The following is a 20,704-nucleotide window of genomic DNA, read 5'->3' on the forward strand; positions in this document are numbered from 1 at the left end:
TGCCGCACGCTGGTCAGCGGTCGGTTGGTGCCGCGCGATCGGCGAGTCATCGAAGCCGATCAACGCCGCGTCGTCCGGCACTCACCGACCCGGCAGACCTTCCCGGTCAAGCACTAGACAGCGTCATCCTCCGCCCGCACCCAGGCCAGCTGCGCGTCGTTCAGCGGGGGGTCGAACCCTTCGGGGAACATCAGCATGAGTGGTTGCGGCCACATGCTCTCCGGCCCGTGCTCTTGGCAGTGCAGGGCGATGAAGTGCGGCCCTTCCCCGCAGGACTCGTGCCAGTAGTGGCGGTCATGCGCCTGGCAGAAGTACCCGTACCTTGAGCAGTCGTCCTCATCGCTCGGCTCGTAGAAGCTGGGATCACGGACGATCTGGGTCACCGGCTCCTGCCGATTGAACCGGGGGATGGGCCGGGGATCACGCCACAGGAGTCGGGGAGGGAGCACGCGCCCATCTTGCACCGAGGCCGCCCCCCTTCGGATCACCGGGTCGTTGGTTAGCCGGCCGAGGCATTCGGCATCGCATTGTCCGCAGAGGAGTTGAGCCTTCGCAGCGACTGGGGCGTCACCGTTGGACGATCGAGGGCACCATGTCCTGGCTCGCCTGCTGGCGCCGGCTGTCGCCGTCTCCGTCGTCGCTATGAGCGCAAGGGTGATCGCTTCCAGCCCACCCACCGGGGTACGCCGTACACGCGGCATCTATCCACGAGACCGAGACACTCGACTGGTGCTCCCGGTCGCGCGCCCGGCCCCGGCAGGCGTCGGCCGGGCACTGCCGCCGGCCCGAAGGGGCTGCGCGTTCGACCTCGACGACCACAAGCCGCCGCACGCACACACCGCCGGGCACGCCCAGACCGCGCCCCACGGCGCGGAGCTCCCGTCACCGGCGCGCCCGCCCGCTTCTCCCACCCGATCCACAACAACGCCGCCCAGGCTCTCACCGACGGCGCAAAGCCCCCGGCCGCCAGTAGCCCCCGAGAGCTACCGCATCCGCACGCGGCCCGTCGGCCGGCGACAAGCCCGGCCTGACCCGCGCCCACGCCCTGCACGGCCCGACGTGACCACCTGGCACGTCCTCCTGCCGGACAGACGCGGCCAGTTCCCCAGCGACCGCGAGCGCGCCGACCACGGCCGCCGCCCCACCCCGTAGACCAAGGGGCGTGCACCGGTCGCCGGGCAACGGACGCCGCCATACCGTGGCGACATGAGACGCATCGACAGCGAACAGGCGCGGCAAATCGTCGAAGCCGGCCAGGTCATGCCGCGCGACGAACTCGAGCGGATCGCCGCCGCACGGCACCCGGCAAGGAAGGACGTCCTCGGGTTCGAGTACGGCGAGGACGAGACCGTGCCCGGTCGCTACCGATTCGCCGTCGAGGTCGAAGACGCCGCCGGGGGCGTGTGGTGGATCGAGCTCGACGCCCATACAGGTGAGATCCTCGAGGAGGACAACTCCGCGAACCGGTGAAGCCTACTGTTTGCCCGGGTGTCCTGCCGTTCGGCCGGTCGGGGCGGGGAGCCCGGAGCGATTCGGGCGGGTTGGGCGCGTGTGCGAGGTCGGATGCGGTCCGTGAGTCGCTTAACCGTGTGGTGAGTGCACCTTGTCTGTGCTGATGGTCAGCATGACGCGCTCCTGGTCGCGCCCACCGAACCAGGGATAGGGTCCGCCGAGGTACTTGTGCGCCACTTTGTCGATGTGCGTCTCGGCGCCCTCCGTCGTGGAGGAAATGACGCGGCCGCGGATTGCCCAGTAGCGGGAGGGCTCCGCCGGATCTGCGATTGCGACGGCGACGCGCGGATCACGGTGGATGTTCTTTACCTTCTGATGGGTCGTCACCGTGTTGATGACTACATGGTCCCCGTCGGTGTCGACCCAGGTCTGGGTGATCTGCGGCGAACCGTCCGGCATGAGCGTCGTCAGGAAACAGATGGCTGGGCCGCCCAAGACCTCGGTCAGCTCACTAGGCAATGTCATGTCGGGCAACTTTCTCGTGTGGCGCCGGAGCACCCACCCAATCAGAACCTCCAGCCCCATTGCCACCACGGATCTCGTGTACCCCGGGCGTCGAGCATGCTCCACGCTTGTGCAAGCGCGATGGCTTAGGCGAGGGCTTCGCCCGCCTCGTACGCCATGTAGCGGGTACCAGGTCCGAGTGCCGCACGCGCGGGGTCTGGTTGAACGTCCGGTGGAGGCCGTCGGGCGACCAACCTCAGCGGATGTCACGGTGGTTGGCTTGGTCGTCCCCCGGGAAGCGGGAGCTGCACCCGCTGATGGCCTAGTGGGCGGTGTTGTACGCGCTGTCCATGCTTTCCCGCTACCGGGATTCATTCGCTTCACCACCTGGCTGAAGCCCGATGCACTGCGAATGAATCCCGTAGGTCACCGATGTCGGTATCAAGTCAACTCCTGTGAAGGGGTGCAGCGCTCGGGACCCGGCAGGACGTGCCGGTCAGGCGCGCCGGATGTCCGGGCAGATGGCGGCGCGGGACACCTGCTGATCAAGCCGATTCGAGGAGCGGGCGGATTTCGAGCGCCTCCGGGGTGGGGAAGCCGCGGGTCAGCTCGATGGCCTCAGCGTGGTCGGACACCTCCAGCACGAACCAGTCGTCGGAGCGGTGCTGCGCGAGGAACCGCTCCACTTGATGGTGGCCTCGGACCACCCGCTCGCCGGGCAGGAGTCGGTGAGCATGGAAGTGCTCGGCGACCACATCGTGCCGCGCCTGAACGGCCCTCTTCCCGCCTACTGGGAGAGCGCGGTCTTGCCGACCCGCACACCGGCCGGACGTCCTGTCCGCCGCGGCCTTGCCGCCTCCACCTTCTACGAGATCCTTGCCCTCGTCGACGCAGGCGACGCGGTGTGCACAGTCCCCGACGAGGGGCAGCGCTACAACGCGTAGCCTGATGTCGTCTTCCTTTCCCTCTACGATGCCCCGCCCGTCCAGTGGGCCCTCATCTGGCCCACGGACCGCGCGACCCTCCCTGGTACGCGCACTCGCCGAGGCGGCGACGGACTGCGGGGACCCAACGGGGTGGTAGAGACGGGATCTAACGGCGTTGGTGCCGTCCTCCGTGCCACCAGCCCGCCACCATCCACAAGCCAGGGCAAGCGCGGCCAGCGATTCCTGCTGCGGCTCACCGCCTGCTGCACGCCCACCAAGTAGGCAGACGGCCCGAACGGCACCGTCTCCAAGTCAAAAACGCCTCCCGCTGAAACTGCAGCTGATGGCAGCCGAGGGCTTTTGCCCAACTCGGAGAGTTCATCGCGTACAAGGCCCGCAAGGCGGGGGTACCGGTGGTGCACGTCGATGCGGCGTACACCTCCCGCACCTGCGCCGAATGTGGGCACATCGACAAGGCGAACCGCGTCAGTCCGGCCCGTTTCGTATGCCGGTCCTGTGGTGTCGTTGCACACGCGGACTGGAACGGCTCCCGCAACATCCGTCACCGTGCGGAAGAGTTGTGGCGACGCGGGGCGCGGTCAACCGCCCCAGACCCACCCCCGAACACCGGAACTTTCAGCGGGATCTAGTGAGGATCCCCGGGCCTTCAGGCCCGGGAGGGATCACTTCTCGAGATAGGGGTGACCTGCGCGTACGCACGGGTCTGCATTGTTGTCAGTGCCCCCGCATAGGGTTCCGGTATGAAGATCGTGGTGCAGGTGAAGCTGATGCCGGAGGCCGAACAGGCTGCCGCGCTGCGCTCCACGCTGCGCACGGTCAATGATCTGGCGTGCTGGGTGTCCCAGGTGGCGTTCGCTCGCGGCGTGCCGCGTGAGTATGAGTTGCGTAAGCACACGTATCCGCGCCTCAAGGCGCAGGGGCTCGGGGCGCAGGCCGCGCAGCATGTGATCAAGAAGGTGCGTGACGCGTACACCACGCTGCACGCCAACCTGCGCGCCGGAAATCTCGGCAAGCCGAAGTCGAGGCGCCGGGTCAGGGCGGAGTCCAAGCCGATCGCGTTCCGCCCCGAGGCCGCGCAGCCGTATGACGACCGGTGTTTGAGCTGGCAGTACGACCAGCAGACGGTGTCCATCTGGACGATGGCCGGGCGCATCAAGAACGTCTCGTTCGTGTGCTTGGCCGACGCGTTCAAGGTGCTCCAGCAGTATCGCAAGGGCGAGTCCGACCTGGTCGAGCGCGACGGCGTGTTCTACCTGATCGCCACCTGTGATGTGCCCGAGGCTGAGGCGTACGAGCCGGACGGCTTCATCGGCGTGGACCTTGGCATCGTCAACATCGCTACTACGTCCACCGGTTACCAGGCCGCCGGGCGCGGACTGGGCCGGTACCGCAAACGTCAGCTTGCCCTGCGCGCCAAGCTCCAGAAGAAGCGCACCAAGTCTGCCAAGCGTCGGTTGAAAGAACGCTCCCGCCGCGAGCAGCGGCACGTCAAGAACACCAACCACATCATCGCGAAGACGATCGTGACCGAGGCTGAACGCACCGCACACGGCATAGCCCTGGAAGAACTCAGGGGCATCCGCCGGCGGGTACGGCTTCGCAAGCCCCAACGGGTCACATTCCACTCCTGGGCGTTTTCCCAGCTCGGAGACTTCATCGTCTACAAGGCCAAGCGGGCAGGCGTGCCCCTGGTCTTCGTCGATCCCGCGTACACGTCGCAGATGTGCTCGCAGTGCCGGCACATCGACAAGCGCAACCGTGTGGACCAGGGGCTTTTCATCTGCCGGGGGTGCGGGGTCGTTGCCCACGCCGACCGGAATGCTTCCCACAACATCGCCGCACGTGGCGCTGCTGTGTGGACTGCGGGGCGTGAGTCACGCGTCCCTGCCACCCCATAGCGGGTGTCTGGACGGAGGAGCCAACCCAGCAGCCAGTTGGGAACTACCTCCAAGCCCGGTTCCTTTAGGGCCGGGTCAAGTTGACTCCTGGGTGGTTGACGCAGGGACGAAGACGGCCTCGTCGGCCCCGTCGAGGATGAACCCGTTGTCGAAGCGGACCCGTACGCTCACGTGAGGCGCCCGTTCCTGGAAGGCGGTCCACGCGGGTTCCAGAGAGGCCACCTTCTCTTCGAGCTGCCTCCGGCTCTCCGTGGGCATGTCGAGTCCGAAGGCGTCGAGCAGCGACTTGAGCCGCTCGTACTCGCGCACGTCCTCGCTCTCGTCCTGGTGGTCGGTCACCCGCTCGATGGTCCCGCTGGTGCCCGCCGCCAGGGACAGGAACCCGATGACGAGCCCCGACACCTCAACCGAATCGGTCAGCCTGGTGTCGGCTGCCAGCTCCACCCGCTGGCCTTCCTTGAGAGCCATCGACTTCCCATCTCAGTTACGCACTGTTCGCGGGCCGCAGACCCGCTGCGAAACGGGTATCCGCTGAGGCTATATCGACAGCAGGCTCGCACGTCCGTTCGGCAGGAGCGGGCCACCGCGAAGGCCGTGCTCTCCGCGCCCGCGGGGATGGTCCCGCCGTGGTCGGCGGCAGGCCGCGCTGCCAGCGCCGGTGCTCCCTGCGCCTGCGGTGGTGATCCCATCATGCCGATTCGCCCTGAGCGACTGCAAGTGTCGCCCAGCGCCTGGGGGATGGTCCCGGAGACCTCATGGATGTCAGTGCCCGCAATGACGGTTTCGACGTCGGGGTGAGGGGCGGCTTCACGGAGACCGAGGCCGCTCACCTACCAGGAGGCCGGAGGATGCCTGCGGGTGACCGCGGCAGGAAGGCGCTCGCTCGCGATCGTCTGATGTGGCAGTGACAGCCCGAAATACTCACCGACGACCTTCAGCACCCGGCGGTGCTGTTCACTCTTTGGCACTTCCTCGTCCGCGCCGAGCATGTCGTCGATGGAGTCTTCCGGCGGGATGACTGCGGCCGCTTCCAGCGCTGGGTGCAGCACGTCGGGCTGGGTGTCGGCAGGGTCGTAGCCGAACCCCAACGCGAAGTGCAGTTGTTACTCGCCGTCGGCGAGGGGGCCCAGCCTGCGCTGCCTCCGCTCTCCACGTTGAACGACCAGGTGCCACTTTGGCCGCTGCGGCCGGCACAGTAGATCTGCGCGAGGTCGACCATGCTGGACGCCTCCTGGATGGTGAGGGCGGGTCCGGCCTCGACAGTCTCATGTCCGGCGATGCGCTCGGCTAGCCGTTGAGGGTTGAGGGTTGAGGGTTGAGGGTTAAGGCGCCGGGCGCGGGTGATGTTGTACGGGGCCACCTTCGCATCGAGCCACTGCGTCTCGCACAGTCCGAGCCGCGAGGCCAGCTCATGGGCGTCCAGTACGGTCAGCGCGCTCTTCTGATCCTTCGGCCCCCGGCAGCATCCATCGGTGCCTCGGCCCTCTGCCTGCGCGTTTCACAGATTCAACGGCGGTAACCAACCCAGCCCATACGCAACCGACACCCCACCGCACGCGTCGCACTCCACATGGAACGCGAATGGCTCTTCTCGCTCATCCCGCTGACGATTGGCGTGGCCAACCTCTGCTTCGGCGTGTACGGCCTCCGCCGCGCCAGTGCTATCCGGCGCACGGGCGTCGAGGCACAGGGCCGCATCGTCCGCCACGACGTCACACGAAGCGACGAAGGCGCCAAATTCGTTCACCCGGTCGCAGCGTGGACGACCCAGGACGGCCGAGCGTGTGAGTACTCATCCAGGTTCGGCCGCGGGTCCCTCGGAAAGCGCTTGGGCGTGGGGACCACTGTCACCGTCCAATACGACCCCGAAGACCCGCGCCGGTTTGCCATTCAAGGCTGGGACTCAACCACCGTCGACAAGCTCTTCACCGTGGTGGGGTCGGTGCTCACCGTGGGGACTCTGGTAGTGCTGCTCGTCCGACTCCTCACTCTCTAGCCCGGGCCGACTGCCATTTGCTCCGGCGGCAGCAAGCCCGCGTTGTCGGTGGCGTCGGCGGTGACATCACGGCGGATCAGGTCGTCGCGCACCGACGGGCCGGCCTTCTTGGATCTACCGGGTTTCTTCCCGAACACGCTCCACCACCGGTTGTCCCGGCAGATCCGCCCGGCGGTCCGGTCAGCCATGCCGGCCTCCGCGCTGCGGGCTTCATCGGCCAGGAAGCGGTAGCCGAACTCTGAGTCGTCACGGTGGGCGTCGGACAACACGTTCGTGCGAGAGGCCTCCTCAAGCACGGCGTCAGTCACTGGCTGGCTGAGCCAGCGGTGGTAGGGCTGTCTCGCGAGCTGGAGAACCCGGCACGTGACCGTGACGGGAATCCCGCCTGCGGCCAGCTCCTTCACGAGCGGGTAGATCCTTTTCCCGGCAGATGCGCCTGGGAGAGGTAGGCGGCAGTCCGGCGCAGGACCTCGTTCTCCTGCTCCAGCAGCCGGATCCGCCGACGCACGTCCCGCAGTTCCGCGTTCTCCTGCGTGGTCGCCCCGGGTTTCACTCCGTCGTCGATGTCCGCGCGGCGCATCCACTTCGACAGCGTCATCACATGGACACCGAAGTCGGCGGCCACCTGCTCAAGTCTCACGCCGGGACCGCGGTTCCTCGCGACCTGCACTACATCCTCGCGGAACTCTTCCGGATAGGGATGGGCACAGCGACATACTTCCCACCTGCCCGCCAGGGCGAGCCAGTTCAGACGTCACCCGATCGTGCAGCAGCCCCGTTCACCGCGTCGTGGCGATGGCTCAGAGTTCAGCGCCCTCGACATGCCACGCCGCACGTCAGCGAGAAACCTAAATGCCCGTCAGTTGCAAGGCCTCGCGACCTGAACCATAGAGGTCGAGGTCGCGACGGCTTGGGCGTGCGTTCCTCACTCGTTGGCGTCAGGTGACTGTCACGTGGACGATGGGCGACAGGGTGTTGTGGTGTGCGACGCGCAGTTGCTGGGCGCCCTTGGAGCTGAGCTTGACGTGCACGCCGTAGACTCCGCCCTTCTTGACCGTGGTGCTCGCGTGCAGGGCGGTCCACTTGCCGCTGCTGTTGAGGTGGCGGACGGTGAGTTTGCTGCCGGTCTTGATGTGGGTCACCTTGCCGGTGATGGCGACGCTCGAGCCGGTCTTGACCGAGGTGTGGTTGGCGTGAGCGGTGATGGACGCGGACGGTGTTGCTGCTGCGACCGTTGCCGCGTGTACGGCGGGTGCGGTAGCCGGGCCGGCGATCGCGACCCCGGCCCCGCCTGCGAGCATGGCCGCGCACACCGCTCCGATGGCCGCTGTGCGTATCCGCGGACCTTTCCCGGTCTTCTTTGTGAGTGTCGTGTTCATGAATGCTCACCTCGCACTGGGTGCGCTGCTGATGTGCCGATGCCCCCATGGTGCGAAACCGTTGGTGAGGCGACCGTGTACGCCCGATGTGAGCACTGACATGTGCGGCCGGTGCGCCCGGTTCTGGGGGCTTCCAGCCTGTTGCGGGCTCTGAGGTTGTGCGGCCTGCGGGTTGGGATCGCTCGGTCGTGCGTACCCGTCAGGGCTCGTCAGAGCCTGGTGCGAGGGGGAGCTCCATGCGTACGCGGGCGCCGCCGCCCGGTGCGTTGTCGGCGGCGGCGGTGCCGCCGTGCGCCTGCGCGATAGAACGCACGATGGCCAGGCCCAGTCCCGCGCCGCCCCCGGGCCGGCTCCGAGCGGCGTCGGCTCGGCGAAACCGTTCGAAGGCGTGTGGCAGGAAGGCGGGCGGGAAGCCGGGGCCGTGGTCGCGGACCTCGATCACGGCGTGTGCGTCCGCCTGCGAGCCATGGACCGTGAGGCTGACGTCGACGTCGCTGCCTTGGGGGGCGTAGCGCAGCGCGTTGTCGAGCAGGTTGTCGACGGCCTGCCGCAGCCGGTCCGGATCGGCCAGCAGCCGTACGCCGTCGTCGGTCCGCAGGCGCACCCGCACACTCCGGGTTGCCGCGCGCGACGCGGCTGACCGCGCGGCGGCGGCGAGCAGTTCGGCGGGTGCCAGCGGCTCCGGCCGCACGAGGGGCCGCCCCTGGTCGGTCCTGCTCAGCAGCAGCAGATCCTCGGACAGCCGGATCAGCCGGTCGGTGTCCTGGGCGGTGGCGGCGACCGCGGCGATGAGTTCCTCCTTGGTGCGTCCGGGCTGCCCGGCCAGTTCCAGCTCGGCTTTGAGGGCCGTCAGCGGGGTGCGCAGTTCGTGGCCCGCGTCGGCGGCGAATCCGCGCTGCTGGGCCAGGGCTTCTGCGAGCCGGTCGAGTACGTCGTTCATGGTGGCCGCGAGCGTGGCGATCTCGTCGTGCGTGGCGGGTGCCTCGAGCCGTGCTCCGGTGTCCTGCTCGGTGATCTCCGCAAGCCGTCTGCGCATGCGGTCCACCGGGCGCAGCGCTGACCCCGCCAGCCAGTACGCGCCGAGACCGGCGGCGAGGACGGCGGGCGGGCCGCCGAGCAGCAGGGCGTCGCGCGTGTGCGCGGTCGCGGCGTCTGCGACCCGGGTGCTGGCGCCCACCACGACGACGACCTTGTTGTCGTCGTTCGTGGCCGGTACGGCGAGCATCCGGTAGTGCTGGTCCTGCACCGAGGCGGTGAACTCGATGTCCTTGCGGGTTGCCGCCCGGGTCTGCGCCGCGTCGGCCAAGGGGCTTCTGCCGGCGCCGTCGGTGAAGGCGAGCAGTCGGCCGTCGGGCGCGAGCACCTGGGCCACCCTCTCGGCTCCGGCGCCGGTGCCGAGACCCCCGTCCGGGTCCCGCGCGGACGGGGGTCGCAAAGGAGGGAGCGGGCCAGTGACGGCAAGCCGGACCACCTCCGCGTCGGCCTGTGCCCGCAGGATCGCCCCCAGGGAGTCGTCGAGTCCGGCCGTCAGCCGTTGCAGGAAGACGAGCCCCGCGGCCGCGATCACCAGGGCCGTGCCGAGGGCGAAGATCAGGGCCAGGCGCCACCGCAGGGGCATCCCGGTTCAGCCTCCCGGCTCGGACCCGGGGCCCGGTGACGTGGGCCTGACGGGTGGCTGCGCTGGGCGTGGCGGGGGCGTCGCCCCGTCGGGGGCGCGCAGCCGGTAGCCCGCGCCGCGGACCGTTTCCAGGTGGGAGGGCTCGTTGGGGCCGTCGACCTTGCGCCGCAGATAGGCCACGTACTGGTCGACGACGTTGGACACCCCGTCGCAGGGGAAGTCCCACACGTGTTCCAGGATCCTGGTCCGGGTCAGCACATCGCCGGGGTGCCGAAGGAACAGCTCCAGGAGCGCGAACTCCTTGGGCGACAGCTGGAGTTCGGCCTCGTCGCGCCACACCCGTCGGCTCGCTGGGTCCATCCGTAGATCACCCACAGTGATGAGCGCCGGTCTGGGGTGGGCGCCGCGGCGGATCAGCGCTCGTAGCCGGGCGAACAGCTCGGCGAAGCTGAACGGTTTCGCGAGGTAGTCGTCGGCGCCGGCGTCCAGGCCCTGCACCCGCTCGCCGACCGAGCCCAGCGCGGTGAGGACGAGAACAGGGGCCCAGCAGTCGTCGGCACGCAGCCGCCGGCAGACCTCGAAACCGTCGAAGCCCGGCAGCATCACGTCCAGGACGATCAGGTCGTAGGGCACCTCGGCGGCTTGCCAGACTGCCTCCGGACCGTCCACGGCCACGTCGACGGCGTAGCCCTCCTCCGTCAGACCGCGCCGCAGCAGCTCGGCCGTGCGGATTTCGTCCTCCACCACCAGCACCCGCATGCCTCCACCGTAGGAGCATCACGGGCGCATCACATGTCGTAGGACACCGCCCTGGCCTGGAGAATCAAGCTGAGGATGTGCCCACCGGCCGCAGAGCGGAACTGCGGTGGACCTCGGCAGCCCCGCACATGCTGCAAAGGCCCGGACGCAGTCGAATTTCCGCGGAGCTTCAGCCGTCGCCCTCCGTGCCCCCGTTGTGCGTGGTCTCAGCCTGACGGGCCGGGACGAGGAGGGTGAAGGTGGCCGGGTGGCTGCTGGACAGGGAGAGCCTCCCGCCGAGGGAGACGGCCAGGTCGCGGGCGAGTGCGAGGCCGATTCCCGTTCCTGTGCCGCTGCCGCTGTGACCGCGGTCGAACAGCCTGGCCGCCTCGTCGTGCACGGTGCCTTCGTCACTGACGTCGAAGGCGAGCGCGTTGTCGAGATCGCGCACCCCGAGGCGGACAGTGCCGCGCCCGTGGACGCTCGCGTTGTCCAGCAGGATGCCGAGGATCTCGGCGACGGGGGTGCCGGGGACATGGACGTCGCCCGGCGCGTCACGGAAATCGCACTCCAGGCGTCGACCGTCGCGGGCGAGCGGCCCGTGCCAGCGTTCCTCGGCCTCGTGCAGGACCCGCGGTACGGGCGTGTCCGGGACGGCGGAGCGGGGCAGACCATGGGAGCGGGACAGCCGCAGCACCTCCTCGACGGTGGTGTGCAGGCGGCGTGTGGTGGCCAGAGCCGCCTCCAGGACGCCCCGCAGGCGGCCCTCGTCCGACTGCTCCAGGCCCGCCTCCAGGGTGAGCTGCAGTCCGGTCAGCGGGGTGCGCAACTGGTGGGAGGCGTTGGCAGTGAAGTCGCGCTCGTGGCGAAGGAGTTCCGTCAGGCTCTGCAGCATCTCATTGTGGGCGTGAGCGACCTGGTCGATCTCAGCGATGCTGCTGGGGGCGGCCCGGGCTCCGAGGTCGCCGGCGGTGACCGCCCGGCTGTGGCGGGAGAGGTCCTCCAGCGGGGCAGCCAGACGTCGTGCCTGGCGGCGCGCGATCAGGACCGCCACGGTCAGCGCGAGGACGCACGCGCCCGCCAGGACCGCCCACATGGCGAGGACACGGTCACGTACGGCGGCGGAGGGCGAGGAGGCACGCACGACCCCGATCACCTGCTCGGCGTGGGAGACCGGCACGGTGACTACCAGGTCACCGCCGGAGCGGCCGCGCACCACCTCGGCCCCGAGCGCCCTCCGGACAGCCACATCACCGGTCAGGGGGCCGCTGCCCGCCCGGAGCCGCAACTGCGGGTCATACAGGCCGAGGCGTCCGCCGGCCGGGGGTGCCGGCAGCTCTACCGGGTCGCCGGTCATGTAGTCGGGGTTGACCCGGATGGCACCGGACAGTGCCGCCCGTTCCAGGGTGTCGCGCTGGTCGGCGTACAGGGAGGACCTGATGGCCAGGGCCAGGGGCACGGCGAGGAGGACCACGGCGACCAGGGCGGCGGTGAGGGCGACTCGCACCACGCGCTGTCTCATGCCGTCATCCTGCGTGCACCCGGCCCGTGTGGGCCGGATACGCCACGCGTTTTTGCCGTCGTCTAACCGTCGGCGTGCGGGGCGTTAACCGGCCGCCTCCTAGCGTCGGTGTCATGACCGGCCCCCAGTCGGTTTCAGGCCTCCGAGGAGGGCAGTGGCCATGGCACATGCACGCGCGGCGGCAGCAGCCGGTCTGGCGCTGGTCGCGGCGGTGACCGTCGGCGGATGTTCCGGCGGCGGTTCGCGCGCCGGCTCGGCCTCGACAGGGTCCTCCGTCACGTCCGGCAGTGGTGGTGGTGCGCAGCCGAACCCGGCGCCCACGGAGTCCAATCCGCCCGGCGACATTCCCGATAACCAGGTGTACGTGCTGTTCCGCCCGGCCAGCGGGTTCAGCAGTTTCACGGTGAAGGTGCCTGAGGGCTGGGCGCGTACTGAGAAGGGGCCTGCGACCGTGTTCACGGACAAACTGAACACCGTCCGCGTCACCACGACCAGTACCCCGGCCGCGCCCACGACCGGTTCGGTCACCAGCACGGTTGTACCGCAGCTCAGGTCCCAGGTGCCGAAGTTCGCCCACCCGAAGGTCTCGGAGGTGCAGCGGCACAGCGGTCGCGTCGTCCGGCTCACCTACCAGGGCGACTCCGCCAAAGACCCAGTCACCGGAAAGGTGGTGCGCGACGCCTTCGAGCGCTATGCGTTCTACCGCCAGGGCCATGAGGTGGATCTGACGCTGTCCGGCCCGGCGGGCGCCGACAACGTCGACCCGTGGCGCATCGTCAGCGACTCCTTCATGTGGAGGTGAGCGTGATGCCGGCCGTGCCGTCGCACGACGAGGACGTCCTCACCGCCCGTGAGCTGTACCGCTTCTACCGGGCGGGTGAGGAGGAGACCCTGGCCCTGCGCGGTGTGTCGTTGCGCGTGGGGCGGGGCGAGACGGTGGCTGTCGTCGGGCCTTCCGGGGCGGGCAAGTCCACGTTGCTGGCGTGCCTGGCCGGGCTGGACGAGCCGTCCGGCGGTGAGGTCCGGGTGGACGGGGTGCGGATCAGCCACCGGCCGGAGACCGAGCGGGCCCGGCTGCGCGCCCGGCACGTCGGCGTCCTTTTGCAGACCCGCAACCTGCTGCCGCACCTGAGCGTGCGCGACAACATCCTCCTTGCCCAGCGTGCCGTGCGTGGCCGTCCCGCCCTGACCGCCGAGGCCCTCTTGGAGCAGGTGGGGATCGGGCAGCGAGGGCGCGCGCTGCCGCGACAGCTGTCCGGCGGCGAGCTGGCGCGCGCCGGGCTCGCCGTGGCGCTCGCCAACTCTCCCGCCGTCTTGTTGGCCGACGAACCGACCGGTGAACTCGACGGAGAATCCGAGCAGTTGGTGTTGCGCATGCTGCGGGACCTTGCCGCGGACGGCAGTGCGGTGCTCATCGTGACGCATAGCGCGGAGGCCGTCCGTATCGCCGACCGGGTGGTCGCGCTGGACGATGGTCGGGCCCAGGAGCGGGGCGGGAAGGAGTCCAGCCATGCCTTCCGGTGAAGTGCTCGTCGCCTGCCAGGATGCCGCGCTGACCTTCGGTCGGGGCGCGCTGGCCGTGGTCGCGGTCCACGGCGCCAACTTGACTGTCCGGCCGGGGGACCGGCTGGCCATTGTCGGCCCCTCCGGGTCGGGAAAGTCGTCGCTGCTGCACCTGATGGCCGGGCTCGAGCGCCCCACCAGCGGGACCGTCAGCCGACCTGGCCTCGACGGGCCGTCCGCCATCGGTCTGGTCTTCCAGGCCGACAGCCTCATCCCCGCGCTCGACGTCGCCGAGAACACCGCTCTGCCGCTGGTGCTCGCCGGCCGCACGCCGGCGGAGACCCGCCTACCGGTCAGCGAGGCTCTCGGCCTGGTCGACGCGGCCGACCTGGCCGACCGGCTGCCCGAGGAGATCTCTGGCGGTCAGGCCCAGCGCGTCGCGGTGGCCCGTGTCCTGGCGCAGGCACCGTGCCTGATCCTCGCCGACGAGCCCACCGGCCGCCTGGACCACGCCACCGGCGCTCGCGTCCTGGACGCCCTGCTGACGGCCGCCGACCGCACGGGAGCGGCTCTCGTCGTCACCACCCATGATCCGGCCATCGCCGCCCGGCTCACCATCCGGAGGTCCATGCGCGATGGGCGGCTGCTCGCACCGGAGGAGGCGTCATGATCACCTCGTGGACGGGTGGCCTGGCCCGTCACCGCACCGGACGGCTCGTGGCCGCCGTGGCTGGGATTGCTCTCGCCGTAGCTCTCGTCGCCGCGCTCGGATCTTTCCTCACCGCCTCCAAGGCGACGATGACGCAGCGCGCCGTGCGCTCGGTCGCCGTCGCCTGGCAGGTCGAGGTGCAGCCCGGCGCCGACCCGAACGCTGTCCTGTCTCTTGTGCGCAAGGCGCCCGGCACCGGGGCCGCCCTCCCGGTCGGATTCGATCGCACCACCGGCTTCACCGCGCGCGTGCAAGGCAGCACGCAGACCACCGGCCCCGGCATGGTGTTGGGCCTGCCCGCCGGTTACCGCGCCCAGTTCCCCGACGAGATCCGTCCTCTGTCCGGGGCCTCCACCGGCGTCCTGCTGGCCCAGCAGACCGCGTCCAACCTGCATGCGGCTCCCGGTGACACCGTCGGCATCCAACTACCGGGTGTCGGGGTGCGCCAGGTGCGGGTGGACGGCGTGGTCGACCTGCCCCAGGCGGACTCCCTGTTCCAGAAGGTCGGCGCCCCTGCCCAGTCACAGCCGACCGCGCCTCCCGACAACGTCGTCCTGCTGCCGGCCGCCCGCTTCGACTCCCTCACCCACGGTGCCCCGAACGTCATCACCCAGATCCACGTCGCCCGCGACGCCAACCTGCCCTCCGACCCGGCCGCCGCCTTCACCAGCGCAACAGGCGCGGCCCACAACCTGGAGGCCAAGTCGGCGGGCGCCGCCCTGGTCGGCAACAACCTCGGCGCCGCCCTCGACTCCGCCCGCCAGGACGCCCTCTACGCCCAGATCCTCTTCCTTTTCCTCGGTGTTCCCGGCGCCCTCCTGGCCGCTGCCCTGACCGCCGCCGTCGCCTCGGCCGGCGGACAGCGCCGCCGCCAGGAACAGGGCCTGCTGCGGCTGCGCGGCCTGAGCCCTCGTCAGATCACCGGCCTCGCCGGGCTGGAGGCAGCCATAGTCGCCGTCGGGGGCGGGCTCGCCGGTCTCGCAATTGCCGCACTGACCGGACGGCTCGCCTTCGGCGCCGTGTCCTTCGGCGCGAGTACCGGGGCCTGGGCCCTCTGGTATGTCCTCGCCTTCGTCCTCGGCGCGGCCGTGGCCGCCGGCGCGGTCCTCGTCCCCGCCCTGCGCGACCTGCGCTCGGTCACCGTCGCCGACACGCGCAAGGAGGCCGGCGTGCTGCGCAGCCGCTCGCCCTGGTGGATGCGCTACGGCGTCGACTTCGCGCTGCTGATCGGCTCCTGGCTGGTCTTCCGGGCGTCCTCCGGCAACCAGTACGCCCTTGTGCTCGCGCCCGAGGGTGTACCCACCCTCTCCGTGTCGTACTGGGCCTTCCTCGGCCCGGCCCTGCTGTGGATCGGCGCCGCGCTGCTGGTGTGGCGTGTGACTCTGCTGGCCCTGGCGCACGGCCGCCCGGCGCTGGCCCGCCTCGCCCGCCCGTTCACGGCGACCCTCGCGGGGACCACGGCGGCCGTGATGTCCCGCCGACGGCGCCCGCTGGCCCGCTCCGTGGTCCTGCTCGCGCTCGCGGTGTCCTTCGCCATCTCCACCGCCGTCTTCAACTCCACCTACCGCCAGCAGGCCGAGGTCGACGCCCGGCTGACCAATGGAGCTGACGTCACCGTCACCGAACCCCCTGGCGCCCACGTTCCCCCGGGCGCGGGAAGCACGCTGCGGGTCCCCGGCGTATCCCACGTCGAGCCCGTCCAGCACCGCTTCGCCTACGTCGGCTCCGATCTGCAGGACCTCTACGGTGTCCGCCCCGACACCATCGCACGGGCCACCTCGCTCCAGGACGCCTACTTCGCCGGCGGCACCGCCAGTCAGCTCATGCAGCGGCTCGCCCAACGTCCCGACAATCTGCTCGTCAGCGCGGAAACCGTCAAGGACTTCCAGCTCTCTCCCGGCGACACCGTCAACCTCCGCGTCCAGGACGCCCGTACCAAGGCACTGCGCACGGTGCCGTTCCACTACGCCGGCATCGTCAAGGAATTCCCGACCGCGCCGAAGGACAGCTTCTTCGTCACCAACGCCGCCTACGTGGCCAAGGCGACCGGCAGCGACGCGGTTGGCGCGTTTCTCCTCGACACCGGCGGCACCCACCAGAAGCAGATCGCCGCACAACTGCGTACCCGGATTGGCACCAGCGCCACCGTCACCGACCTGACCCAGACCCGCGGCACCGTCGGTACCAGCCTCACCTCCGTCGACCTGGCCGGACTCACCCGGATCGAGCTGGCCTTCGCGGTACTCCTCGCGGCCGGAGCGGGCGGACTCGTCCTCGCGCTCGGGCTCGCGGAACGACGGCGCACCTTCGCCATCGCCAGCGTGCTGGGCGCCGCACCACGTCAGCTGCGCGGCATGGTCCTCACGGAGGCCCTCCTGCTGACCGTGGGCGGCCTCGCCGGTGGCGCGCTCATCGGCTGGGCGCTGTCGGAGATGCTGGTCAAGGTCCTGACCGGGGTGTTTGATCCGCCACCTGCAGCCCTGTCGGTGCCCGGCGGCTATCTGGTGCTGACTGCGCTCGCGGCGACGGTCGCCATCTTGGCCGCGGCCCTGAACGGTGTACGCCGGGCCGCCCGACCCGCCGTCGAGGAACTCCGGGATCTGTGAACACCCGCTCCCGCTCTACGCTGCCCCTCATGCGCACGCACGCCGCACCCGCCCCGTTCCGGATCCTTGTCGTCGAAGACGACGACACCATCGGCCGTCACCTGGAATCCGGTCTGCGCGGCAACGGCTACGCGCCGGCGTGGAGCCGGACCGGAGCGGGCGCGCTCACCGAGGCCACGCAGTCCCGGTACGACGTGCTGCTCTTGGATCTCGGTCTGCCCGACATGGACGGACTCGACGTTGCCCGCCAGTTGCGAGCCCGCTTTCCCGACCTGCTGATCCTCATCCTCACCGCACGCACCGACGACATCGACGTCATTGCGGGGCTCGACGCCGGAGCCGACGACTACCTGGTCAAACCCTTCAGCCTGACCGTGCTGCTGGCCAGGCTGCGAGCCCATCTGCGACGCCGGACCATCGCCTCACCTCCCCAGGAGCCGGTCCGGGCAGGCGATGTCGTCATCGACGTGATCGCGCGCCGGTGCACAGTGCAGGACCAGGAAATTGAGCTGCGTCCCAAGGAGTTCGAGCTGCTTGCCGTGCTCGCCCGGAACGCCGGCGAGGCCGTGTCCCGCGAGACGCTGATGGCCGAGGTGTGGGACGAGAACTGGTTCGGCTCGACGAAGACACTCGACGTCACCATGGCGGGGCTCCGCCGACGTCTGACCGACGTGATGGTGCGGCCGAACGGGGTGTCACCCCCGTACCGGATGCCGCGCATCACCACCTTGCGTGGGCACGGGTACCGGCTCGAACTCGAATGATCCCCACGCGTGTTTTCCGGCTCCTTTCACCGGCCCTGTCGAGGTGCGGAAGGGAGCGTGAAGGCCGGCGCAGGCGAGGTGATAGGTGGCCGCTGGCGGTAGTGCGCTCTCAGCGGTTCCTGACCGCGAGGTGTGAGAGCGCAGGCACTGCTGGCCGCTCAGGTCGACACGTGAGCTGTGGTGGGTCCGTACGCGATGAGTTGTCCGTCTTCCGGGATGTGCACGGTGTCGGTGTAGGCGGCGACCAGGTAGGTCTTATGGCCGGCCAGAGTGCTGGCCATGTTGGGGTCAGGGCACCGGCGTTGCAGGAGTTCCACGATGGCGATGTCGGGATGAGCACCCGCGGCGGGGGGCTGAGTCCGTGCTGCGGGAACTGCACATCCACTCCTCCACCAACTATCTCTGGCGCCACGCGGTCACCGGGCCGTGCGAACGGCGCCGACGGGGCACGGAACTGGCCGAGCAGATCCGGCGGATCCACACCGACTCCGGCGGCACCTATGGCTCACCGCGCGTGCACGCCGCCCTGAAGGCGAGGACGTCCACGTCGGCCGCGAGCGGGTCGAACGGCTGACGCGTGAGTCGGTCTTCGTCACGCATGCCGAGGCGAACCTTGCACTCTTCACTGACATCGACGGCTTCTACAACAGCCGGCGCGTCCGGCAACGACTCGGCTGCCTGAGCCACATCGAGTTCGGGGAGAAGTACTACGCCGGCAGGCGACGACCGAACCAGCTGGGCTCCGCTCTGGTCTGCGTCGACAGTTCGTCCAGTCGGCGGAGCAGGGCGATGTTCGTCCGTGGTGAGGTGAGAGGGGTGCGCAGCTCGTGCCCGGTGTGCCGGCCGGCAGCCGCGGCCCGTCCCCGGCGCGGGCCGGCCTGCCCAGTATGTCTTCGGAAGCGCGCCCGCACCGTCTCACCTCGTCCGGGCCGCAGACCGGCACGGCCAGTCCGAGCCGCCGATGATACGTCTTGCGAGCCACCAGCTGTCCGGGGCCGTGGCCGGCAAGGCCGTGAGCACGGTCGTGCAGCGTTGCCGACAACGGGACCGACGCTTCTCACTGAGCTCTCACTGTCACCACGGCGTCGGCTTACCTCCGTTCGTCAGCGTAGTGACGGCCGCCGCCTTGCCGTTTCCGGCGCGCGGTGCGCTGGTTTCGTTGGCAGCCCTCAGGGACCGGCTGCCGCGGCCGCGTGGCCCCGAGTAATACGTCTGGGTGAGCGGCATGTCAGAGACGCTGCCCCGAAGGGAGAGATGATCAGGCTTGACGTCCATCACACGTGACGGTGACGAGTCCGACGACGCTCTGAGTGACCTGACGGATGCACTGCCAGGGAATGAGGATGAGGGTCCGGACGGGGACGCGGACGACGACGCTGAGGCGTCCCTCGTCGAGACGGTGCGAGCCTACTTCGAGTAGGCGTGGCGAAGAGTGCGGTCGTAACGAGCACGTTGCAGTCGAGGAGAAGAGCACAGCTCGCGTATGAGTACAGCGGACTACGGCCACGCACCGCCCGCCCGCATCGCCCGGCGCCTCCACCACTATCTCGACCCACCGGACTATGTCTCTCCGGTCGCCCGCCGCCTGCGTGCGGTGGACGGTCTTCGACTGGTCGCTGCTTTGCTGGTGGTCGCATACCACTTTGTCGCCTCCGGCGCCGGGAGCACACGGGGCGCCTGGGAGATGCCCACCACCAAGGTGTTCCCGGCAGCGCACCACCTTGCGCAGTACGGGTACCTCGGCGTCGAGATCTTCTTCGCCGTCAGCGGGTTCGCGATCTGCTTGTCGGGGTGGGGGCGTTCCATACGCCAGTTCACTGCCTCTCGCGTCTCGCGCCTTTATCCGGCGTACTGGCTGGGCGTGCTGGTCACCACGGCCGTGCTTACGCTGTCCCCCACCGTCAACAGGCCGAAGTCGCACCGGGCTGTTCTGGTCAACCTGACCATGTTCGAAAGACCTCTGGGAGTTTCCGAGGTCAGCGGCGTGTATTGGACGCTGTGGTCGGAGATGCGGTTCTACCTGCTGTTCGCAGTGGTGCTCTTCTTCGGGGCGACGTACCGGCGGGTGCTGTTGTTCTGCCTGGTGTGGACGCTGGTGTCGATCCCGGCAGAGCTCTCCGGCTCCGCGTTGTGGGACGCGGTCTTCGAGCCGTCGTACAGCCAGCCGTTCATCATGGGCGTCTGCCTGTATCTCATCCATCGCTTCGGTTCGCGTGTCGAGACGTGGGCAGTCTTCGGCTTCTCCTGGCTGGTCGAGGTCCACGAGCTGGCCCGCCGCTCCACGTGGACGTCCAACGCCCTGGGCTGGCACGTCTCCTGGCTCGGCTCGGTCGCGGTCTTCACCGTGCTGCTGACGTTGCTCGTGCTCTCCGTCATCGGCCCGCTCGCCCGCCTCGATGTGCGCTGGCTCAGCACGGCGGGCGCCATGACGTACCCGCTGTACGTGCTCCACGACGAGATCGGGTACACCGCGATCCGGGCGTTCCGCCACGACGTTCCGCGGTGGCCGCTGCTGATCGCGCTGCTGATCGCCCTGCTGGTGCTGTCCCACGCGGTGGCCCGATGGGTGGAGCAGCCGGCGGGCAGGTGGCTGCGCCGCTTTCTGGAGACGGCCCGCCGCCGCTGACCGCTCGCGCCCGCAACTGAGCCAGGAACCGGCGGCATTCAACTGGGCCCGCCCCACGGACAGCACGCCAGCAGCTCGTTGCGCGGGCTGGTTCCGGTGCCGGCACGCCACACGGTCGCGTTCCCACCGCGCTCTAGTTTGTTTCGCGTCCTCCTCTTACATCGCGAGGCAAAGCTGGGCGAGTCCTGGCGAGTACCTGCGGACCGTTGGCGTATGACGTCGCCCTCTCCGGCCACGAGGTCTCGCATTCACCCGACCCCGGGGTCCGCATGAAGCTCGATTTCCAGCCGCGCCACGCCCTCGGCGCCAGTGGCGCGATCAGCACCGACATCAGCCTCGCAGCTTTCTCGGCGGTTTCATCGTGATGCGCGACGGCACAGCGCGTGGCGCTGAGGTCCCCGTACGGAACCGTTCCGGCCGAGCAGGCACGACCACCGGGCAC

General features: G+C 69.5%; 24 protein-coding genes and 2 pseudogenes. 14 read left to right on the forward strand and 12 right to left on the reverse strand.

Annotation, left to right across the window (positions count from 1 at the left end):
• Window positions 1-113: 113 nt before the first annotated feature.
• Window positions 114-383, reverse strand: a complete 270-nt coding sequence (locus OG758_RS45710) for a hypothetical protein (RefSeq protein WP_326715327.1) — start codon at window positions 381-383, stop codon at window positions 114-116.
• Window positions 384-499: 116 nt separating this feature from the next.
• Here OG758_RS45710 and OG758_RS45715 point away from each other — a divergent pair.
• Both OG758_RS45715 and OG758_RS45720 read left to right on the forward strand, forming a co-directional pair.
• Window positions 500-625: pseudogene (locus tag OG758_RS45715) on the forward strand (IS5/IS1182 family transposase); the annotation flags it as partial.
• Between the two features lie 581 nt (window positions 626-1,206).
• Complete coding sequence (locus OG758_RS45720; RefSeq protein WP_326715328.1) at window positions 1,207-1,470, forward strand: PepSY domain-containing protein; 264 nt, start codon at window positions 1,207-1,209, stop codon at window positions 1,468-1,470.
• A gap of 111 nt (window positions 1,471-1,581) precedes the next feature.
• On the opposite strand, the gene OG758_RS45725 is transcribed toward OG758_RS45720, so the two are convergent.
• Both OG758_RS45725 and OG758_RS45730 read right to left on the reverse strand, forming a co-directional pair.
• Window positions 1,582-1,977 (reverse strand): PPOX class F420-dependent oxidoreductase, encoded by a 396-nt coding sequence (locus OG758_RS45725; protein ID WP_326716250.1) that lies wholly within the window; start codon window positions 1,975-1,977, stop codon window positions 1,582-1,584.
• 524 nt (window positions 1,978-2,501) lie between these two features.
• Window positions 2,502-2,642, reverse strand: coding sequence for a hypothetical protein (locus OG758_RS45730; RefSeq protein WP_326716306.1), 141 nt, complete (start codon window positions 2,640-2,642; stop codon window positions 2,502-2,504).
• On the opposite strand from OG758_RS45730, the gene OG758_RS45735 reads away from it, so the two are divergent.
• The 3 genes and pseudogenes from OG758_RS45735 to OG758_RS45745 all read left to right on the forward strand — a co-directional run bounded on the left by OG758_RS45735 (window position 2,580) and on the right by OG758_RS45745 (window position 4,801).
• Window positions 2,580-2,900, forward strand: coding sequence for a LysR substrate-binding domain-containing protein (locus OG758_RS45735; RefSeq protein WP_326715329.1), 321 nt, complete (start codon window positions 2,580-2,582; stop codon window positions 2,898-2,900). The two genes, OG758_RS45730 and OG758_RS45735, sit on opposite strands and share 63 nt — an antisense overlap.
• Window positions 2,901-3,238: 338 nt before the next feature.
• Window positions 3,239-3,532 (forward strand): annotated as a pseudogene (locus OG758_RS45740) (zinc ribbon domain-containing protein); the annotation flags it as partial.
• A 111-nt stretch (window positions 3,533-3,643) separates the two neighbouring features.
• Window positions 3,644-4,801, forward strand: coding sequence for an RNA-guided endonuclease InsQ/TnpB family protein (locus OG758_RS45745; RefSeq protein WP_326715330.1), 1,158 nt, complete (start codon window positions 3,644-3,646; stop codon window positions 4,799-4,801).
• Between the two features lie 75 nt (window positions 4,802-4,876).
• Here the strand turns inward: OG758_RS45745 and OG758_RS45750 are convergent, their stop codons facing one another.
• Both OG758_RS45750 and OG758_RS45755 read right to left on the reverse strand, forming a co-directional pair.
• Window positions 4,877-5,269, reverse strand: a complete 393-nt coding sequence (locus tag OG758_RS45750) for a hypothetical protein (RefSeq protein ID WP_326715331.1) — start codon at window positions 5,267-5,269, stop codon at window positions 4,877-4,879.
• 362 nt (window positions 5,270-5,631) lie between these two features.
• Window positions 5,632-5,889 carry a hypothetical protein gene (locus OG758_RS45755; RefSeq protein WP_326715332.1) on the reverse strand — a complete coding sequence of 86 codons (258 nt, stop codon included), beginning with the start codon at window positions 5,887-5,889 and terminating at the stop codon, window positions 5,632-5,634.
• A gap of 482 nt (window positions 5,890-6,371) precedes the next feature.
• On the opposite strand from OG758_RS45755, the gene OG758_RS45760 reads away from it, so the two are divergent.
• The gene (locus OG758_RS45760; RefSeq protein WP_326715333.1) at window positions 6,372-6,797 is read left to right on the forward strand and encodes a DUF3592 domain-containing protein; all 426 of its coding nucleotides are present in this window, start codon (window positions 6,372-6,374) and stop codon (window positions 6,795-6,797) included.
• On the opposite strand, the gene OG758_RS45765 is transcribed toward OG758_RS45760, so the two are convergent.
• From OG758_RS45765 to OG758_RS45790, 6 genes are all read right to left on the reverse strand, one after another.
• Window positions 6,794-7,201, reverse strand: a complete 408-nt coding sequence (locus OG758_RS45765) for a hypothetical protein (protein ID WP_326715334.1) — start codon at window positions 7,199-7,201, stop codon at window positions 6,794-6,796. The genes OG758_RS45760 and OG758_RS45765 overlap by 4 nt on opposite strands.
• Entirely contained in the window at window positions 7,198-7,548 is a 351-nt protein-coding gene (locus OG758_RS45770) for a transposase (RefSeq protein ID WP_326716251.1), read from the reverse strand. The genes OG758_RS45765 and OG758_RS45770 overlap by 4 nt, the downstream gene beginning before the upstream one ends.
• Before the next feature lie 187 nt (window positions 7,549-7,735).
• Window positions 7,736-8,176, reverse strand: coding sequence for a hypothetical protein (locus OG758_RS45775; protein ID WP_326715335.1), 441 nt, complete (start codon window positions 8,174-8,176; stop codon window positions 7,736-7,738).
• Between the two features lie 199 nt (window positions 8,177-8,375).
• The gene (locus OG758_RS45780) at window positions 8,376-9,794 is read right to left on the reverse strand and encodes a sensor histidine kinase (RefSeq protein WP_326715336.1); all 1,419 of its coding nucleotides are present in this window, start codon (window positions 9,792-9,794) and stop codon (window positions 8,376-8,378) included.
• A gap of 6 nt (window positions 9,795-9,800) precedes the next feature.
• Window positions 9,801-10,553, reverse strand: a complete 753-nt coding sequence (locus tag OG758_RS45785) for a response regulator transcription factor (protein WP_326715337.1) — start codon at window positions 10,551-10,553, stop codon at window positions 9,801-9,803.
• A 169-nt stretch (window positions 10,554-10,722) separates the two neighbouring features.
• A complete protein-coding gene (locus tag OG758_RS45790) occupies window positions 10,723-12,054 on the reverse strand; it encodes a HAMP domain-containing sensor histidine kinase (protein ID WP_326715338.1) in 1,332 nt (443 codons plus the stop codon).
• A gap of 160 nt (window positions 12,055-12,214) precedes the next feature.
• On the opposite strand from OG758_RS45790, the gene OG758_RS45795 reads away from it, so the two are divergent.
• The 5 genes from OG758_RS45795 to OG758_RS45815 are packed head-to-tail and all read left to right on the forward strand — an operon-like array spanning window position 12,215 to window position 17,636.
• Window positions 12,215-12,856 carry a hypothetical protein gene (locus OG758_RS45795; protein ID WP_326715339.1) on the forward strand — a complete coding sequence of 214 codons (642 nt, stop codon included), beginning with the start codon at window positions 12,215-12,217 and terminating at the stop codon, window positions 12,854-12,856.
• A gap of 5 nt (window positions 12,857-12,861) precedes the next feature.
• A complete protein-coding gene (locus tag OG758_RS45800) occupies window positions 12,862-13,578 on the forward strand; it encodes an ABC transporter ATP-binding protein (protein WP_326715340.1) in 717 nt (238 codons plus the stop codon).
• Window positions 13,565-14,227 (forward strand): ABC transporter ATP-binding protein, encoded by a 663-nt coding sequence (locus OG758_RS45805; RefSeq protein ID WP_326715341.1) that lies wholly within the window; start codon window positions 13,565-13,567, stop codon window positions 14,225-14,227. Before OG758_RS45800 ends, OG758_RS45805 begins: the two co-directional genes overlap by 14 nt.
• The gene (locus OG758_RS45810; protein ID WP_326715342.1) at window positions 14,224-16,872 is read left to right on the forward strand and encodes an ABC transporter permease; all 2,649 of its coding nucleotides are present in this window, start codon (window positions 14,224-14,226) and stop codon (window positions 16,870-16,872) included. The genes OG758_RS45805 and OG758_RS45810 overlap by 4 nt, the downstream gene beginning before the upstream one ends.
• Before the next feature lie 29 nt (window positions 16,873-16,901).
• On the forward strand, window positions 16,902-17,636 hold the full coding sequence (locus OG758_RS45815) for a response regulator transcription factor (protein WP_326715343.1): 735 nt from the start codon (window positions 16,902-16,904) through the stop codon (window positions 17,634-17,636).
• Window positions 17,637-17,794: 158 nt separating this feature from the next.
• On the opposite strand, the gene OG758_RS45820 is transcribed toward OG758_RS45815, so the two are convergent.
• Window positions 17,795-17,917, reverse strand: coding sequence for a hypothetical protein (locus tag OG758_RS45820; RefSeq protein WP_326715344.1), 123 nt, complete (start codon window positions 17,915-17,917; stop codon window positions 17,795-17,797).
• 80 nt (window positions 17,918-17,997) lie between these two features.
• Between OG758_RS45820 and OG758_RS45825 the strand changes: the two genes are divergently transcribed.
• The 3 genes from OG758_RS45825 (at window position 17,998) to OG758_RS45835 (ending at window position 20,262) form a co-directional block, all read left to right on the forward strand.
• A complete protein-coding gene (locus OG758_RS45825) occupies window positions 17,998-18,210 on the forward strand; it encodes a transposase (protein WP_326715345.1) in 213 nt (70 codons plus the stop codon).
• A gap of 690 nt (window positions 18,211-18,900) precedes the next feature.
• On the forward strand, window positions 18,901-19,056 hold the full coding sequence (locus tag OG758_RS45830) for a hypothetical protein (RefSeq protein WP_326715346.1): 156 nt from the start codon (window positions 18,901-18,903) through the stop codon (window positions 19,054-19,056).
• A 63-nt stretch (window positions 19,057-19,119) separates the two neighbouring features.
• A complete protein-coding gene (locus OG758_RS45835) occupies window positions 19,120-20,262 on the forward strand; it encodes an acyltransferase family protein (protein WP_326715347.1) in 1,143 nt (380 codons plus the stop codon).
• Window positions 20,263-20,704: the final 442 nt, after the last annotated feature.

This window comes from Streptomyces sp. NBC_01474 (assembly GCF_035918215.1).
In the GTDB taxonomy this organism is placed as follows: domain Bacteria; phylum Actinomycetota; class Actinomycetes; order Streptomycetales; family Streptomycetaceae; genus Streptomyces; species Streptomyces aureus.

Bases quoted from the DNA above. Each gene is read 5' to 3' on its own strand.
- OG758_RS45810 (WP_326715342.1), top strand. From the start codon at position 14,224: ATGATCACCTCGTGGACGGGTGGCCTGGCCCGTCACCGCACCGGACGG.
- OG758_RS45835 (WP_326715347.1), top strand. From the start codon at position 19,120: ATGAGTACAGCGGACTACGGCCACGCACCGCCCGCCCGCATCGCCCGG.
- OG758_RS45795 (WP_326715339.1), top strand. From the start codon at position 12,215: ATGGCACATGCACGCGCGGCGGCAGCAGCCGGTCTGGCGCTGGTCGCG.
- OG758_RS45805 (WP_326715341.1), top strand. From the start codon at position 13,565: ATGCCTTCCGGTGAAGTGCTCGTCGCCTGCCAGGATGCCGCGCTGACC.
- OG758_RS45750 (WP_326715331.1), bottom strand. From the start codon at position 5,269: ATGGCTCTCAAGGAAGGCCAGCGGGTGGAGCTGGCAGCCGACACCAGG.
- OG758_RS45785 (WP_326715337.1), bottom strand. From the start codon at position 10,553: ATGCGGGTGCTGGTGGTGGAGGACGAAATCCGCACGGCCGAGCTGCTG.
- OG758_RS45760 (WP_326715333.1), top strand. From the start codon at position 6,372: ATGGAACGCGAATGGCTCTTCTCGCTCATCCCGCTGACGATTGGCGTG.
- OG758_RS45780 (WP_326715336.1), bottom strand. From the start codon at position 9,794: ATGCCCCTGCGGTGGCGCCTGGCCCTGATCTTCGCCCTCGGCACGGCC.
- OG758_RS45820 (WP_326715344.1), bottom strand. From the start codon at position 17,917: ATGGCCAGCACTCTGGCCGGCCATAAGACCTACCTGGTCGCCGCCTAC.
- OG758_RS45775 (WP_326715335.1), bottom strand. From the start codon at position 8,176: ATGAACACGACACTCACAAAGAAGACCGGGAAAGGTCCGCGGATACGC.
- OG758_RS45800 (WP_326715340.1), top strand. From the start codon at position 12,862: ATGCCGGCCGTGCCGTCGCACGACGAGGACGTCCTCACCGCCCGTGAG.
- OG758_RS45745 (WP_326715330.1), top strand. From the start codon at position 3,644: ATGAAGATCGTGGTGCAGGTGAAGCTGATGCCGGAGGCCGAACAGGCT.
- OG758_RS45790 (WP_326715338.1), bottom strand. From the start codon at position 12,054: ATGAGACAGCGCGTGGTGCGAGTCGCCCTCACCGCCGCCCTGGTCGCC.
- OG758_RS45720 (WP_326715328.1), top strand. From the start codon at position 1,207: ATGAGACGCATCGACAGCGAACAGGCGCGGCAAATCGTCGAAGCCGGC.
- OG758_RS45725 (WP_326716250.1), bottom strand. From the start codon at position 1,977: ATGACATTGCCTAGTGAGCTGACCGAGGTCTTGGGCGGCCCAGCCATC.
- OG758_RS45815 (WP_326715343.1), top strand. From the start codon at position 16,902: ATGCGCACGCACGCCGCACCCGCCCCGTTCCGGATCCTTGTCGTCGAA.